We start from the raw sequence: 16,497 nt of genomic DNA on the forward strand, positions 1-16,497 counted from the left end.
GGTAGTGTTTTCAACATCAGTGGAACTTTCGTTATGAGATTCATGCTAACTGTCAGCATCAAGCCCATGTCTGAGCCTGATAAGGCAAGTTTGGGCGACTGCTGACAAATAGTTGCATGAAGCGAATAGAAAGTGCAACGAGTTGAAACACTACCCACCATCGTGCCGGAGACGGGCGGGGGTTTTATATATGTAACAGCAGTATTATTTGCCTGTACCCGGATTTACAGAGGATATATACAGGGTATATTGTCCCTTGTTGCTGGTCAGGTAATAGGTCTTGCCAGCTTCACAGTTATAGCTGATACAGAAATCAAATCTGTTTTCTGTTAACTTATGAAGTGTATTATCATTGGATGCGAGCTGGGTCATATTTTCATCATACAGGTATCCGCGAGGATCGTAAGGAAATTCGGAAACAGAGTAGAAATAATAGGTTCCGGTTTTGGTTGGAACGAATTTGTATCGCTGACCAGTGATGGTCTCTACTGCTTTTCCTTCCGTGACAGCAGCGGTCTTACTCTTAATTGTAGCTGTCAGGGTTGTTGTCTTGCTGGTTACAGTTGCATGTATAACTGCAATTTCGTCATATTCATCCGATGATGAAATGAGATCGTAGGTTCCCGGTGACAGAAATACATGGTCACGAAGTCCCAGGGAATCGGAATTTTCTGTATCTGTCCATTTACCCAGCCGGTTCATATCATAGCCGTTCTTGTCCGGGCGGATCGTTATTTTTCGTGTATCAGATACAAGTGTCTTATCCGTTACACTGTGTGTAAATGTCTGTGCATACAGGTATGTACGATCATCACCGGTGCATAACTCTATATTATATGTTCCGGGCAGAATGGAAACATAATATTTACCATCTTTGTCGTTGTTAGAGTAGGCATCTCCACTTACCATGTACGCATATCCAGTGTCAACATTATAAAAAGTGATAAATGTCAATCCGTCGTAGTAGGTCATAATGGAACCGTCTTTGGATTTGACATAACCGGATACCGATATTTTCCTTACTATATGGATCGGACAAATTATCGTTGTACTGATCTGTGGATTCTTTGCATCTGATACTTTTACACGGATATTGTAAGTTCCTTCTTTGGTCAGATTTCCATAGACAAGTCCATTGTTTTTATCTATAAATAATTCGTATTGATTATCAACCAGTGCATATGTATATGTACCGGAACCTCCACACGTATAATATATATTACATGAAACCTGTGTCTCTGTCGTTGTACTGGAGTTAGGAATAGTATAATAATTTTTCTTTTCGTTGTAGGATGCTATGATCACAGAATCACTGTAGATGTTCCAGGTGATCTTCATGGTAGTTACACAGCCTTTTTCATCTGTTGCGATAACTGTTGATACCGTTGTTCCGGTTTTGGTCGGAGTTCCGGTAAAGTAAATCGTGTTATAATTGGTGGTATCTTTTGTGTAGGTAATACCTGCAGGCAGATCCTTTACAGTATAATTGTAGTAACCATAGCCAAATTTGAATTCCATCTTTTTCCCGATCGGGACATTCTGCTTGCAATTATATGTCTCAGAAAGTGTCACTTTATAAGCACCAAAAGAGCTGTTGGTTTCAGTTGTTGCTGTTCCGGTTCCATACAGACCGGTGACCGTGATCCGGATATTCATATTGAAATCCAACAGAGGTTTTTTGCTGAATTTAAGGATATATGTTTTGTTGTCAGTCGTTGTTACACTTTCGATCTGAACATTGACCGGAAATGTTCCATTTAAGACAGTTCCTGCTTTCGCAGAGAAATTGGATGCAGACAGCTTCTGTGCAGATGATAATACCACCTTTGCTGTCTGTGGATCAGGCATGGATACAGAAGCTATCTTTGTCGGATTTACTACCGTTACCTTGCAGCTTGCCTTTTTGCCGGAGCCATCGGCTGCCGTCGCTGTGATAGTTGCTGTTCCTGCCTTTATTCCGGTGATCTTTCCGGATGAGCTGACCTTTACAACAGTTGGTTTGGAGCTTTTCCAGATCAGTTTTTTATTGCTTGGTTTTGCAGGTGTGATCTTTGCTTTGAGCGTTGAGTTCTTTCCTTTGACCAACAGCAGGCTGGTCTTATTCAGCTTTACCTTTGTCACCGGTTTACCTACAGTAACATGGATAACCTTTTTGACCTTTGGATCTGATTTCAGGGAAACGGTGATATTTGCCTTTCCCTTTTTAATTGCCTTAATTTTTCCGTTTTTTGTTACCGTTACAACCTTCTTGTTGCTTGTGGTATATTTCAGTTTTGTTTTTGAGACATTTGTTTTGATGGTAAATGTCTTCCCTTTTTTAAGCGTGAGAGTATTCGACGGCAGGTTTTTTACCGTGATACTCTTGGCTTTGGCAGTTGTTGCAGCATTTGCAGGAATACTGATACTTGAAAATGTCATGGCAAAGACAAGTACAACCGCTATAAATGCCATTAAATGTTTATATTTTTTCATAGATTCCTCCAATATATCAATATGCATTTTATTTGGTACCCGGATCTGTAGATGATACATACAGGGAACATGAACCGCCTCTGACGATCACATAATAGGTCTTACCGGCTTCACATTCGTAACTGAGATAGAAATCGAGTTCGTTATCTGTCAGATTGTGGCGAAGATACTGGCTTTTGGTAAGCTCTTCCATATTTGCATCATACAGAACTGCCGTAGGATTTTTATCTGTAGAAATGGAATAGAAATAATAGGTTCCGGTTTTCTTCGGAATAAATTTGTATCGTTGTCCTTTGATTGCCTGTACGCCTTTTCCTTCTGTGAGATCAACGGGCTTATTATGAACGATTGCAGTCAGAGATGTTGTTTTGCTGGTTACAGTTGCATTTATTGTTGCAACAAAATCCGACATACCAGGGTAAATAATACCATTTGCACTGAGTTTATAGGTTCCCGGTGCCAGAAATACATAATCTCCCGTACCATAGTTATCATCATTTCCATATTCATCTGTCCATGAGCTAAGCTGATCTATATCATTGTTGTTGATATTTAGTCTGACCTTTATTTTCCTTGTATCAGATACAAGGGTTTTGTTGGTTATGTTTTTGGTGAGCTTTAGGGAATATACATATGTAATATCCGATCCGACTTCTATCTCTATATCGTATGTTCCAGCCGGAGCGTTAATGGAATATTCGCCCTGTAAACCGGAGCGGGTACTGTAGGTCTCACCTGTTACTTTATCTATAAGGGCTATGTGCGCCCAGTATATAACAGAGCCGTCTTTTGATTTGATCGTGCCGGATAAAGACAGACTATTATTTGATACATGGGTCACAGAAGTGGTTGTCAGGCTGATCTGTGGATTATTTGCATCTGTAATTTTTACATTGACGCGATAAGTTCCTGCCTTGTTCAGTGTGCCCTCAATGAGTCCTTTTGAATTAATAGTTAAACCGTATGAATTACCAACGATCGCATAAGTATATTGACCTGAGCCGCCGGCAGGACCGGATATATAGTTTGAAATCTTTACAGTCGGGGAAGTAAGAAGGTTATAATAGGTTTCTTTATATGCCACTGCGATCACGGAATCATTGTAGATATTCCAGGTGATCTTCATGGTAGTTATATTGCCTTTTTCATCCTTAGCCGTAACTGTTGATATTGTTGTTCCTGTTTTGGTCGGAGTTCCGGAAAAATGAATACTATAATGGAGCACATCGTCTTTGGTATATGTAATACCTGCTGGAAGATTTGCCACCGTATAAGTATAATAGCCGCCGTCGCTGTCGAACTTCAGGGTCTTGTATGTTTTCACATTTTGTTTGCAGTTATATGTCGTAAAGTCCTCTTTTTTCTTCGGTGTATAAGGACTGCTTACCTCTCTTGATACGGTTCCGGTTTCGTACAGACCGGTGACAGTGATGCGGACTTTCATTTTATCGTCCAGCAGAGGTTTTTTGCCTAATTTCAGTGTGTAGGTTTTATTATCTTTTGTTGTCACACTTTCGATCTGAACCTTGATCGGAAATCTTCCATTTATAACAGTGCCTGCTTTTGCCGAAAAATTGGATGCGGAAAGCTTCTGCGCAGATGACAGTACCACCTTTGCTGTCTGTGGATCAGACATGGATATGGAAGTTACATTTGTCGGATTTACAACAGTTACCTTGCAGGCAGCTTTTTTTCCGGAACCATCGGCTGCTGTCACTGTGATGGTTGCTGTTCCGGCCTTTATTCCTGTGATCTTTCCCGTTGTGCTGACCTTTGCAACACTTGGCTTGGAGCTTTTCCAGATCAGTTTTTTGTTGCTTGGTTTTGCCGGGGTGACTGTTGCTTTGAGCGTTGAGGATTTTCCTTTAATTAATATCAGGCTGGTCTTATTCAGCTTAACCTTTGCCACCGGTTTGCCTACGGTAACATGGATAACCTTTTTGACCTTTGGATTTGACTTCAGGGAAATGGTGATATTTGCCTTTCCCTTTTTGATCGCCTTAATTTTTCCGTTTTTTGTTACTGTTACAACCTTCTTGTTGCTTGTAGCATATTTCAGCTTCTTTTTTGAGACATTTGTTTTGATGGTAAATGTCTTCCCCTTCTTAAGTGTAAGAGTATTTGACGGCAGATTTTTTACCGTGATGCTCTTGGCTTTTGCAGTTGCTGCAGCGTCTGCCTGAATGCTGACATTTGAAAATGTCATGGCAAAGACAAGTATAACCGCTACAAAAGCCATAAAATGTTTACACTTCTTCATAGACTCCTCCTGTTTCCTTATTAATAATGCTTTGCCTATTAGTTTATCAGATTATCTTGCTGCGTGCCAGCTATTTGGATATCCATTTTGGCAACCAGTGGTTGCACTTCCAGAATTTACAGTGGTTTGGGGAGTATGAGCGGTATGTGATGCAGGCGGCATTCTATATTTGCCAGTAAATCTTTCTTGGCAAATGTCATAGGCAGGTGTTATCATCTACAACAAAGTTAGTTAACAGGTAAAGATAAAAATACCGATACATTGCCTGAAAGCCTGATAAATACTGGGGTGCAACCCATGGTTGCCAAAGTGGATACCTAAATTGCTGGTATATAGAGGAAGAATCTGATAGGTTGGTGGAGGAACAAATCTGGAGGAAAGAAATATGGTAGAAGATTGGAAAGAATCGATAGGAGAGAGACTGCTTGCGCTTCGAATGCAGAAGGGGATGACGCAGGAAGAACTGGCAGAGTATCTGAAGGTGAGCAGACAGTCGGTATCAAAATGGGAGTTAAATAAGACACTTCCGGATGTCGATAAGATGGTACAGCTTGCAGATCTGTATGGGGTGAGCATGGATCATCTGGTGCGGGGACTGGAGTCCGAACCGGCTGAAGCAGGTGCAGAGCAGGAAGAAGCAGAGACCTCTGTAATTGAAAAAGAGGAGGAGCAGGCTGCTGTTTCTGAGAAGATACAGACAACCAGCACAGACCTGACCATACACCGGATGCTTTTTCTTCTGGCTATGGCGGTCAGCGGGATCGTATGTCTGGTATGTATCGGATTCAGCATCACGATGATAAGGAGAAATGTTATCTCACTAAAGGACAAGCAGCAGGATGTAGCGAGTGTAGATCGGATCATTGAACAGTATACACTTGCAGATGTGACTACATGGGATGAGAATACGAATTATCATACAAAGAGAGTCTGGCTTGATACAAAGGGTGTAAAAGAGGGTGATTATGTCAGCTATCTGTATGAGGATGCACATGCAGCTTCACCAAGATTTCAGTATGACAGCAAGACAATTCTGTTTCCGGTGTTCATATCCATTCTTTTCCTTATCTTTACGATCATTTTCTGGGTTGGGTTCCATAACTATAAGGAAAAACAGGAATAAGGAGTTTATCTATGGGAAACAACAAGAATAGTAAGGGACCCATTATTGCTTTGATTATTGTGGCGGTATTGTTTTTTGCAGCAGCAGTTGTTTTTGGGGTAATGCTGTATAAGAGTAAACAGGATGACAGCAGCAACAACGAAAAGATCAAGGTAAATAATGAATTTCGCAACGATATAGTAGTTGATACTGAAGAAAAAAGTTCTGAACTGGATACGGAAGAAGATATAGAAGATACTGAAGAAGACACCTCTGATATATTTGGTGAAGAACTGGATGATGAAGAGGATATAGATGCAGACCGGCCGGATATGACATTTGTAAAAGATGGATATCAGTTTACTGTCCCGGGAATCTATGACATGGTATGTGCAGATTCTATAGATGTGGTCATCTATGTGACAGATGTCTTTCAGATGAAGATAGCAGTCGTAGATGGTTCATACGATACAGTGATGGAGAATCCTGACGAGTTGTCACAGGCTTTGGTTGATGCAGGCGGCACAGTGACACAGGAGGTTCAGGAAATGGAACTTCTTGGAACCCGTTATGCATATTATAAGGGTGAAATGAGCGGAGATTCGATGTTTGTTGTTTATACGGCTGCACCGGAGGTGGGTTACCGGATCGGTGGTCAGATCGTGCTGGAGACATCAGAACTGACAGACGAGGAAATATTATACATATTCGCAGCGATTTCCGTTACTGCAGAAAAGACGGATCTGCCGGATTCTACACAGGATGATGTTGAAGCCCAGCTTCAGAACAGATCAAAGTCCGCCAGTTATGGGGAGACCAAGGAAAAGAGCACGATCCAGCTAGGATCCATTTCCGTTACGCATAAGGTTCCGGATGGTTTCTATGCAAATGAAGGCTACGATGATACGGATTATGTAGTAGAGTGCTTTTATTCTGTTGATACAAGAGTGGATGTAAACTGTGCTTTATACAGTAAGGAATGGTATGGCAGCGTAGAGGATTATATTGATGCAAACAGACATCTGGATAGTTCCGAAGTTGAGACGATGGATATAGAGGGGTTGTCGGTGTCATATATTGTTGAGGAATACAGCGGCGGAGACAAAGAATATCAGCATGTATATGCAGGAGCTGATCTGGGAGATGAGCTTTATTGCGTGGATGCTTATGTAAGTGATGAAGATATTGACTTGTCAATGGAGACGGTTCGTGATTTTTTTATCCTGGCGCAGGAGTAGGAAGCCTGTATCCGGCTCTATGGCTGGTGGAAGGTGGTTTAAAACGCGTTCCACTTTCTGATCGGTTCGCACGATTATCTTTGTCGTCAGTCATAGAGCTGGAAATGGGTGGGTGTGCTTAAAGAATAACGCCTGCTGGTTGTACCTAAGGAATATCGTATATTCCATGGATATAGCCAGCAAGGCGTTTTTGCTTCATGTGTTATTGTTATAAAATAGTTTATTTATTGAGGGCGGCAAGCTGTGCTTTTAAAGCCGCAATCTCAGCATCCTTTTCAGATAAGGTTGAAATCATCGCATTCTTTTCAGAAAGAACTGTAGCAATTTCAGCGTCTTTTTCGGATATCAATAAAGTCATTTCATTTTCTTTCTCGTTCAAAGCCGTAACCGCTTCATCTCGTTCCTTTTGTAGTTCATCGATCATATAGTGAACCGTATTCTTATCTAACATTCGAAGTGCTTCTGAAAACATGGTGATCACCTCCTCCGGATCATACATATATTCAGACATATCCTTGCAGATAGTTTCCATCCATGGATAGTCAGATACCAGTGCAGCAAGGTCGTCAACCGACTGGGCAGTCAGTAATGACAGCCATGCATTTAGTTCATTGATATCTTTAGCATACTTACTTTCTTTAAATACGTCAAGGGCAACCACATAGAATTCCTGTAAAAGCTTCAGTTCGATTCCGGTATCAAAAACAGTTCTGCCGTGGTGCAGGTAGATATCGGATAATGCATCAGTCAGACATGCATCCGGACTTTTTTCATATATCACGATCGTGTAAACGGTTTTTAGATCCTTGTAGATGAAGGAACTGCCTTTCAGGCTTTTCACCCTTGTATACTGACGCAGCATGAGATCGGAGGAGTAGCAGGACATACGTTCTCCCGGGAAAGCGTATGGGATCTTCTGGATCTCGACATTTGCGATCGAGCCGCCCTCCAACTCAGCCTCTTTTCAGTCAGCTTTCAGCCCACCTGCAGAAATTCTTCGTGCAAATGCTATTGAAAAATGTTATCATTTACATACGAGGTATTTGATAAAAATTCCCAACAATGGGGCAAAGCACGGAGGGTAATATATGTTGGAACAGTCTTACTACGATGAAGCTGATAAGATTATTGCTGCATATGGGACAGAGCCAAGATTTCTGATCCCGATCATTCAGGATATTCAGAGCGAATATAAGTATCTTCCGCCGGAATTATTACGATATGTGGCGGATAAACTGAATATCACAGAGGCAAAAGCTTATAGCGTAGCAACATTCTATGAGAACTTTTCATTTGATGCAAAAGGAAAGTTCATTCTTAAGGTGTGCGATGGAACTGCATGCCATGTCAGAAAATCCATGGATATCTTAAATCAATTGTATAAAGAACTTGGATTGTCAAAAGAGAAACACACAACAGATGATATGATGTTCACATTAGAGACAGTATCATGTCTTGGCGCATGCGGACTCGCACCGGTCATGACGGTAAACGATGTTGTTCATCCGGCTATGACACCGGAGAAGGTAACTGCATTGATAGCAGAATTGAAGGAGGGTGCGGATGAATAGAATAACAAATGTATCGGAGCTTGACGCAGCAGTAAAACAGGCAGAAGAGATGTTGCATGCGGATTCGCACAGGATCCTTGTCTGTGCAGGAACCGGATGTCTGGCGGGTGGCTCTCAGAAAATATACGATCGGTTCTGCGAGATGGCGAAGCAGTCGGAGGGCGTGAAGGTAGAATTTGTCCCGGAGGCGGAGGATACAGTTATAAAAGAATCCTGTCATGTCGGCGTGAAGAAAAGCGGCTGTCATGGTTTCTGCGAGATGGGGCCGCTTGTGCGGATCGAGCCATATAATTATATCTACATAAAAGTAAAGGAAGAAGACTGCGAGGAGATCTTCAACGAGACGATCTTGCATGGAAGACCGGTAGAGCGTCTGATGTATCACAAGGATGGTATTGTCTACAGACAGCAGGAAGAAATTCCATTTTATAAGAAACAGACCAGACTGGTACTGAAAAACTGCGGACATATCGATGCAGAAAATATCAATGAATATCTTGCGGTCGGTGGATATCAAGCACTTCGTAAGGTGTTATTTACCATGGAGCCTCCGGAAGTTATTCAGGTCATCAGTGACTCCAATCTGCGTGGACGTGGAGGCGGTGGTTTCCCGACCGGATACAAATGGCAGCAGGTTGCCAGACAGGCGGAGAAAATCCGATATGTTGTCTGCAATGGTGATGAGGGAGATCCGGGTGCGTTTATGGATCGAAGCGTGATGGAAGGCGATCCGCATAAGATGTTAGAGGGTATGATCATTGCTGCATATGCGGTTGGTGCGCAGGAGGGATATGTCTATGTAAGAGCAGAATATCCGCTGGCAGTCAGCCGTTTGAAGACAGCGATCGCACAGGCAGAGGAAGCTGGCTTCCTTGGTGAGAATATCTTAGGCTCCGGTTTCTCTTTCCATATACATATCAATCGTGGTGCGGGAGCATTTGTCTGCGGAGAAGGAAGTGCGCTCACGGCATCGATCGAGGGACAGCGCGGAATGCCGAGAACCAAGCCGCCGAGAACCGTAGAGCAGGGCTTATTTGCCAAGCCGACGGTTCTGAATAATGTAGAAACCTATGCAAATGTGTCCATGATCATTTTAAATGGTGCAGACTGGTACAAGTCGATCGGACCGGAGAAAAGTCCGGGAACAAAGGCATTTGCATTGACCGGAAGTGTAAAGAATACGGGACTAATCGAGGTACCGATGGGAACAAAGCTGCGTGAGATCGTGTATGATATCGGCGGTGGTTTAAAGGATGACATCCCATTAAAGGCAGTTCAGATCGGTGGACCATCCGGTGGCTGTCTGGTGACGGATGATCTGGAGGTCAGTCTGGATTTTGATTCATTAAAGAGTAAAGGAGCGATGATCGGTTCGGGCGGACTGGTTGTTATGGATGAGAATACCTGTCTGGTTGAGGTAGCCCGTTTCTTTATGAACTTTACACAGAACGAGAGCTGCGGCAAATGCGTTCCATGCCGTGAAGGAACCAAGCGGATGCTTGAGATCCTGGAGCGGATCGTTGCCGGAAATGGTACGTTAGAGGATCTGGATCTGTTAGAGGAACTGGGACAGGCGATCACCGACACAGCCCTTTGTGGACTTGGTAAGAGCGCAGCCCTTCCGGTACTTAGTACGCTGAAGAATTTCCGTCAGGAATACATCGAGCATGTGGTTGACAAACGATGCAGAACCGGAAACTGTAAAGCATTGGTTCGCTATAAGATCGATCCGGAAGCATGTAAGGGCTGTTCCAAATGTGCGAGAAACTGTCCGGTTGGTGCGATCACAGGCGAGATCCGGAAACCATTTGTCATTGATACAGCCAAATGTATCAAGTGTGGTGCATGTATCGATAATTGTGCGTTCCATGCAGTATATACAGAGAATTAAGGAGGGAGACGAACATGGATTATATTACGATCAATTCAATCAAAGTGCCGATCGAGGGCGAGAAGAATGTTCTGTCTCTGATCCGAAAGGCGGGGATCGATATCCCGACATTCTGTTATCATTCAGAATTATCCATTTATGGCGCATGTCGTATGTGCGTGGTAGAAGATGACAGAGGAAAAATATTTGCGGCATGCTCCGAGACACCGAGAGCGGGCATGGTGATCTATACGAATACAAAGAAAGTGCAGCAGTACAGAAAGCTTATTATCGAGCTGTTGTTATCCTCTCATTGCAGAGACTGTACGACCTGTCAGAAGAATGGCATGTGTGCGCTCCAGTCACTTGCCTATAAGGTTGGTGTGCATGCGGTTCGTTTCCTGAATAATAAAAAAGAAGAAAAGATCGATATGAGTTCACCGTCTATCGTCCGGGATCCAAATAAATGTATCCTATGCGGTGACTGTGTGCGTACCTGCGATGAGATTCAGGGACTTGGTGTTATCGATTTTGCATTCCGTGGTTCGAAAATGAAGGTACAGCCGGCATTTGACAAGCCGCTTGCAGAGACAGACTGTGTAGGATGCGGACAATGTGCAGTTGTCTGCCCGACCGCAGCAATCTCGATCCGTACCAATGTAACCGATATCTGGGATGCGATCGAAGATCCGTCCATCCGGGTAGTTGCACAGATCGCACCGGCAGTCCGCGTGGCAGTTGGAGATAACTTCGGTATACCAAAGGGCGAGAACTGTTTTGGTAAGCTGGTATCAGCACTTCGTATCATGGGCTTTGACATGGTATTTGACACAAGTTTTGGCGCCGATCTTACGGTTATGGAGGAATCCAAAGAATTTGCGGTGCGTCTTGCATCGGATGAGAAGCTTCCGTTATTCACATCCTGCTGTCCGGGATGGGTCAAATATTGTGAAGAAAAATATCCGGAATTTGCAGATAATCTGTCAACCTGCCGTTCTCCACAAGGAATGTTCTCAGCAGTGATCAAGGATTATTTTGCGGAGAAAGATAAAGAAGATGGTAAGAGAACGATGGTTGTATCGATCATGCCTTGTACAGCAAAGAAGGGAGAGATCCTCCGACCGGATAATTTCACGGATGGTAGACAGGATACCGATTATGTCATCACAACGACAGAGGTTGTGCGGATGATCAAGCAGATGGGACTGCAGTTTACCGAACTGGAAAATGAATCCGCAGATGCACCATTTTCCGTGGCTTCCGGTGCAGGCAAGATCTTCGGAACGACAGGTGGTGTAACGGAAGCGGTGCTCCGTCGTCTTGCGGAGGACAAATCCTATAACACGATCCGTGAGATCAGTTATACAGGTGTCCGGGGATTTGAAGGAACGAAGGAAGCAACGATCGAGTTAGATGGCAGAGAAGTGAAGATCGCAGTTGTACATGGTCTTGCAAATGCAGGACGGCTGCTTGACCGTATCCGATCCGGCGAAGCAAGCTATGATTTCGTTGAGGTTATGGCGTGCAGACGAGGATGTATCATGGGTGGTGGTCAGCCATCCGGTGCAGGGCCAAGAACCAGACGGAGCCGTATGGAAGGTATGTACAATGCAGACGCAAGTTCCAATGTCCGTTTCTCCGAGGAGAACCCGGCAGTTCGCCAGTTGTACGATCATTTTCTTGCCGGAAAAGAACATCGTCTGCTGCACCGGAATCTGTAGAGTTGTATTAATTTGTTGTAACACATAGAATCTGTGATTTTTAACAATTGTCATTCACCATTTGGTGTGCTACACTTAATTCGTAAATTTTTTGCGAAAGGGATTGACAAAGGATGCAGAAAGGAAAAGGCTTAAGCACAGCACAGCACAGCACAGCACAGCACAGCACAGCACAGCACAGCACAGCACAGCACAGCACAGCACAGCACAGCACAGCACAGCACAGCACAGCACAGCACAGCACAGCACAGCACAGCACAGCACAGCACAGCACAGCACAGCACAGCACAGCACAGCACAGCACAGCACAGCACAGCACAGCACAGCACAGCACAGCACAGCACAGCACAGCACAGCACAGCACAGCACAGCACAGCACAGCACAGCACAGCACAGCACAGCACAGCACAGCACAGCACAGCACAGCACAGCACAGCACAGCACAGCACAGCACAGCACAGCACAGCACAGCACAGCACAGCACAGCACAGCACAGCACAGCACAGCACAGCACAGCACAGCACAGCACAGCACAGCACAGCACAGCACAGCACAGCACAGCACAGCACAGCACAGCACAGCACAGCACAGCACAGCACAGCACAGCACAGCACAGCACAGCACAGCACAGCACAGCACAGCACAGCACAGCACAGCACAGCACAGCACAGCACAGCACAGCACAGCACAGCACAGCACAGCACAGCACAGCACAGCACAGCACAGCACAGCACAGCACAGCACAGCACAGCACAGCACAGCACAGCACAGCACAGCACAGCACACTTAAATAGCGCTTTTTTGCATACCGTAAATTATAGAACTGCAGTTGAGAAGACCTGGAACAGGATAATGGAAAATTATCCTGTTTCGGGTCTTTTTTGCGCTTGTGTCAACCCGGAGTAAAAAGAAGAAATTGGAAGGAGAGACAATATGAGAAACAAAAAACAAATGCAGAAAACAGCATTAAAGACAAAAGTAAAACGTATGCTGATCGCCGGAGGACTGGCAGCATTAGTAGCAGTACCACTGTTATTGGGAAATCCGGGTATGCGGAAAGTTGATGCAGCACAGGGGGATGTGAAGATCAATTCAACGAATTTCCCGGATGCAGAATTTCGGAAGTATATTTCTAAGAACATTGACCGAAATAAAGATGGTGTATTGTCAAAAGCAGAGATCAAGAAGGTAACTGAGATAAGATTATATATTAGTCCTAAGGACGTTTATGGGAAAACGAAATATTATAAATGTAAAAATCTGACGGGTATTGGAGTATTTACCGAGTTAGCTGTTTTGGATTGTTCCGATAACAAGCTGACAAAACTGGATGTCAGCAAGAACGCCAAGTTAATATATTTGGACTGTTCCAATAATAAGCTGACAAAACTGAATATTAAAAATAATAAACGGCTTGTGAAATTATCCTGTACAGATAATAAACTTACAAAGCTGGATGCCAGAAACAACGGGGCATTGCGTCGCGTTTACGGTGACAAGAATTTAAAGATTACCTACAAAAAATTCAAAAAAGCAAAGGTTGGAGATTATGTTGGTGCTTGTGGTGATGATGTTATGAGAGTTTGTCGTATTACAAGTACAAAAGCCGGAAACCGGACAGCAACCTTAGTATATCAGAGAGGACCGCTTGGTAAAGCTCTCAATTCTCCGGATGTGGTTGAAGGAGGAACAACAAGTTGTACATATGGAAATAAAAAATATATGATAACGGCAATTGAACCATATGCATTTCAGAATATGAGTGTTAATTATATGGGAGAAAGTATTGAGTTAGGTTGTTATAATAAGAAGTTGAAGAGTATTGGCTCTCATGCATTTGCAAATGCAAGAGTAGAGAACATTACTCTTGAGAAATCAATTATTGAAATTGGTTCAAGTGCATTTACAGGTATTAAAAACTTAAAGACGCTGACGGTCAAATCCACCGAACTGACATCCAAAACGCTGAGTAAGAAAGCTTTTGCCGGTATCACCTCAAAGACAACAGTCAAAGTACCAAAGAGCAAACTTAGCGAATACAAGAAGCTTTTCCGTAAGTGCGGACTAAGCAAGAATGTAAAGGTTAAGGCAATCTAAAAAAACCGGATATACTGAAATTGGAACGGGATATGGATGAAATGCATTTTGAGTAAACCTGTCATATAGAATCTATGTTTTTAACAATTGTCATTCACCATTTGGTGTGCTACACTTAATTCGTAAATTTTTTGCGAAAGGGATTGACAAAGGATGCAGAAAGGAAAAGGCTTAAGCACAGCACAGCACAGCACAGCACAGCACAGCACAGCACAGCACAGCACAGCACAGCACAGCACAGCACAGCACAGCACAGCACAGCACGCTTAAATAGCGCTTTTTTGTATGCGATAAATATAGAACGACAGTCAAAGACCTGGAACAGGATAATAGGAGATTATCCCGTTCCGGGTCTTTCTGCGTTTGTGTCAACCTGAAGTAAGAAGAAATTGGAAGGAGAGACAATATGAAAAACAAGAAACAAATGAACAAATTGGCATTGCAGACAAAATTAAAACGTCTGATGGTTGCCGGAGGACTGGCAACCTTGGTGGCAGTACCGCTGTTATTTAGTAATGCAGGAATGAGGAAAGTTGATGCAGCTCAGGGGGATGTGAAGATCAATTCAACAAATTTCCCGGATAAAGGATTTCGGAAATATGTTTCTGAGAATATCGACTTGAATAAGGATGGTGTATTGTCAAAGTCAGAGATTAAGAGCGTAAAGACAATATATCTGAGTGAGAGTGAAGAAGATGGCTATACATGTAAAAGTCTGACCGGTATCAATATATTTACAGAGTTACAGACATTGAAGTGTGCTGGTAATAAACTGACGACGTTGGATGTCAGCAAAAATACAAAGTTAGTAAAATTAGATTGCGCTGTCAATAAACTAACGAAGCTGGATGTCAGCAAAAATACGAAGTTAGTAAAATTAGATTGCGACGTCAATAAACTAACGAAGCTAGATGTTAGCAAGAATTCCAAATTAGAATATTTGTCTTGTAGGGACAATAAATTGACGAAGCTGGATGTTAGCAGAAATTCCAAGTTAAAATATTTGGATTGTTATGACAATAAACTTACAGACTTGAATATAAGCAAAAATCAAAATTTAATAGTATTAAATTGTTCGTTTAATAAGCTTTCAAAATTAGATGTGACAAAAAATAAAAAATTAAGTTTATTAAAATGTAGCGATAATAAACTGACAAAGCTGGATGTTACCAAGAATACAAGACTGATTGAATTGGATTGTAGTCGCAATAATCTGAAACAACTGAATTTGAGATATAATGAATGGCTTTCTAACCTGTTGTGTTCATATAACAAACTGACAAGTCTGGATACCAGTTATAATAAGTCATTACGCAATGTGGATTGTTATCACAATAAATTAACAAAATTGGATTTTGGTGCAAGTCCTTTATGTGATCGTATTGATTGCAGTTCAAATAAACTAACAGAAGTTATTATAGCAGAGGGCGTAAAAAAAACTAGTGTTTATTATGATCAGGAGATAGATCGTTCAATAAAAATAAAAAATAAGAAGACAAAACCGATGAAAATCGGCGAGTATATTACTTTATTTGATAATGGGAAATATGAATATTATGTATTTCGCATCACTGGAAGCAAGAAAGGGAAAGAAACCGTAACATGTGTATACTATAAATTGGATATATTCGTACCTTATGATGAGTTATCAAAAAAAGTTAAAAAAAGTTTTAAATTTGGAAATACAACATATAAGGTAACAGCAATCGGGGAAAATGCATTTAAGGAGTTGAACTCCTATTGTGAAGATGAAAATATTTGTGAATCCATTACAATTGGTAATTCTGTGAAAACAATTGGCTCCAAGGCATTTGCTGGTACAGAGGATTTAAAGTACATTATCCTTGATGAATCGGTTGAAGAAATTGGATCATATGCTTTTGCCAACAGCAAGGATTTAAAGGTTTTAAAGATCAAATCCACGAAGCTTACATCCAAAACGCTGAACAAGAATGCATTTGCCGGTATTACGTCAAAGACAACAGTCAAAGTACCAAAGAGCAAGCTTAGTACATATGAGAAGCTTTTCCGTAAATGCGGACTGAGCAAGAATGTAAAGATCAAGGCAATCTAAAAGCCGGAAAGAGCAATATAATATACCCAAAATTATACAGCCTGAGTATCTGTATATTATGCAGAAATGCAGACTATATGAATACTGTAATT

Annotated in this window: 11 protein-coding genes; 8 read left to right on the forward strand and 3 right to left on the reverse strand. The window is 42.4% G+C overall.

The genetic code is table 11. The annotated features are described in order from the left end of the window. Positions 1-204: 204 nt before the first annotated feature. Both DWW85_RS10020 and DWW85_RS10025 read right to left on the reverse strand, forming a co-directional pair. Positions 205-2,472: an Ig-like domain-containing protein gene (locus DWW85_RS10020; RefSeq protein WP_181986556.1), complete on the reverse strand. Its 2,268-nt coding sequence runs from the start codon at positions 2,470-2,472 to the stop codon at positions 205-207. A 28-nt stretch (positions 2,473-2,500) separates the two neighbouring features. Then, on the reverse strand, positions 2,501-4,732 hold the full coding sequence (locus DWW85_RS10025; RefSeq protein ID WP_117808542.1) for an Ig-like domain-containing protein: 2,232 nt from the start codon (positions 4,730-4,732) through the stop codon (positions 2,501-2,503). Positions 4,733-5,117: 385 nt separating this feature from the next. Here DWW85_RS10025 and DWW85_RS10030 point away from each other — a divergent pair, with 385 nt between their 5' ends. Together DWW85_RS10030 and DWW85_RS10035 are read left to right on the forward strand one after the other, a co-directional pair. Continuing rightward, the gene (locus DWW85_RS10030; protein ID WP_117808543.1) at positions 5,118-5,855 is read left to right on the forward strand and encodes a helix-turn-helix transcriptional regulator; all 738 of its coding nucleotides are present in this window, start codon (positions 5,118-5,120) and stop codon (positions 5,853-5,855) included. Positions 5,856-5,866: 11 nt separating this feature from the next. After that, positions 5,867-7,072: a hypothetical protein gene (locus DWW85_RS10035; protein WP_117808544.1), complete on the forward strand. Its 1,206-nt coding sequence runs from the start codon at positions 5,867-5,869 to the stop codon at positions 7,070-7,072. Between the two features lie 220 nt (positions 7,073-7,292). On the opposite strand, the gene DWW85_RS10040 is transcribed toward DWW85_RS10035, so the two are convergent. Beyond that, positions 7,293-8,024: a PD-(D/E)XK nuclease family transposase gene (locus tag DWW85_RS10040; RefSeq protein WP_242996162.1), complete on the reverse strand. Its 732-nt coding sequence runs from the start codon at positions 8,022-8,024 to the stop codon at positions 7,293-7,295. Positions 8,025-8,160: 136 nt separating this feature from the next. On the opposite strand from DWW85_RS10040, the gene DWW85_RS10045 reads away from it, so the two are divergent. The 6 genes from DWW85_RS10045 to DWW85_RS10080 all read left to right on the forward strand — a co-directional run bounded on the left by DWW85_RS10045 (position 8,161) and on the right by DWW85_RS10080 (position 16,405). Further along, positions 8,161-8,643, forward strand: coding sequence for an NAD(P)H-dependent oxidoreductase subunit E (locus DWW85_RS10045; RefSeq protein WP_008400480.1), 483 nt, complete (start codon positions 8,161-8,163; stop codon positions 8,641-8,643). Positions 8,644-8,692: 49 nt separating this feature from the next. After that, positions 8,693-10,534 (forward strand): NADH-quinone oxidoreductase subunit NuoF, encoded by a 1,842-nt coding sequence (locus tag DWW85_RS10050; protein WP_242996166.1) that lies wholly within the window; start codon positions 8,693-8,695, stop codon positions 10,532-10,534. A gap of 14 nt (positions 10,535-10,548) precedes the next feature. Beyond that, positions 10,549-12,234 carry a [FeFe] hydrogenase, group A gene (locus DWW85_RS10055; RefSeq protein ID WP_117808546.1) on the forward strand — a complete coding sequence of 562 codons (1,686 nt, stop codon included), beginning with the start codon at positions 10,549-10,551 and terminating at the stop codon, positions 12,232-12,234. 113 nt (positions 12,235-12,347) lie between these two features. Next, positions 12,348-13,028, forward strand: a complete 681-nt coding sequence (locus DWW85_RS12725; protein ID WP_181986557.1) for a hypothetical protein — start codon at positions 12,348-12,350, stop codon at positions 13,026-13,028. A gap of 139 nt (positions 13,029-13,167) precedes the next feature. Beyond that, positions 13,168-14,331, forward strand: coding sequence for a leucine-rich repeat domain-containing protein (locus DWW85_RS10075; protein WP_117808547.1), 1,164 nt, complete (start codon positions 13,168-13,170; stop codon positions 14,329-14,331). A gap of 406 nt (positions 14,332-14,737) precedes the next feature. Next, positions 14,738-16,405 (forward strand): leucine-rich repeat protein, encoded by a 1,668-nt coding sequence (locus DWW85_RS10080; protein ID WP_117808548.1) that lies wholly within the window; start codon positions 14,738-14,740, stop codon positions 16,403-16,405. Positions 16,406-16,497 lie beyond the last annotated feature (92 nt).

Source organism: Clostridium sp. AF17-21AC (assembly GCF_003461365.1).
GTDB classification, from domain to species: domain Bacteria; phylum Bacillota; class Clostridia; order Lachnospirales; family Lachnospiraceae; genus Coprococcus; species Coprococcus ammoniilyticus.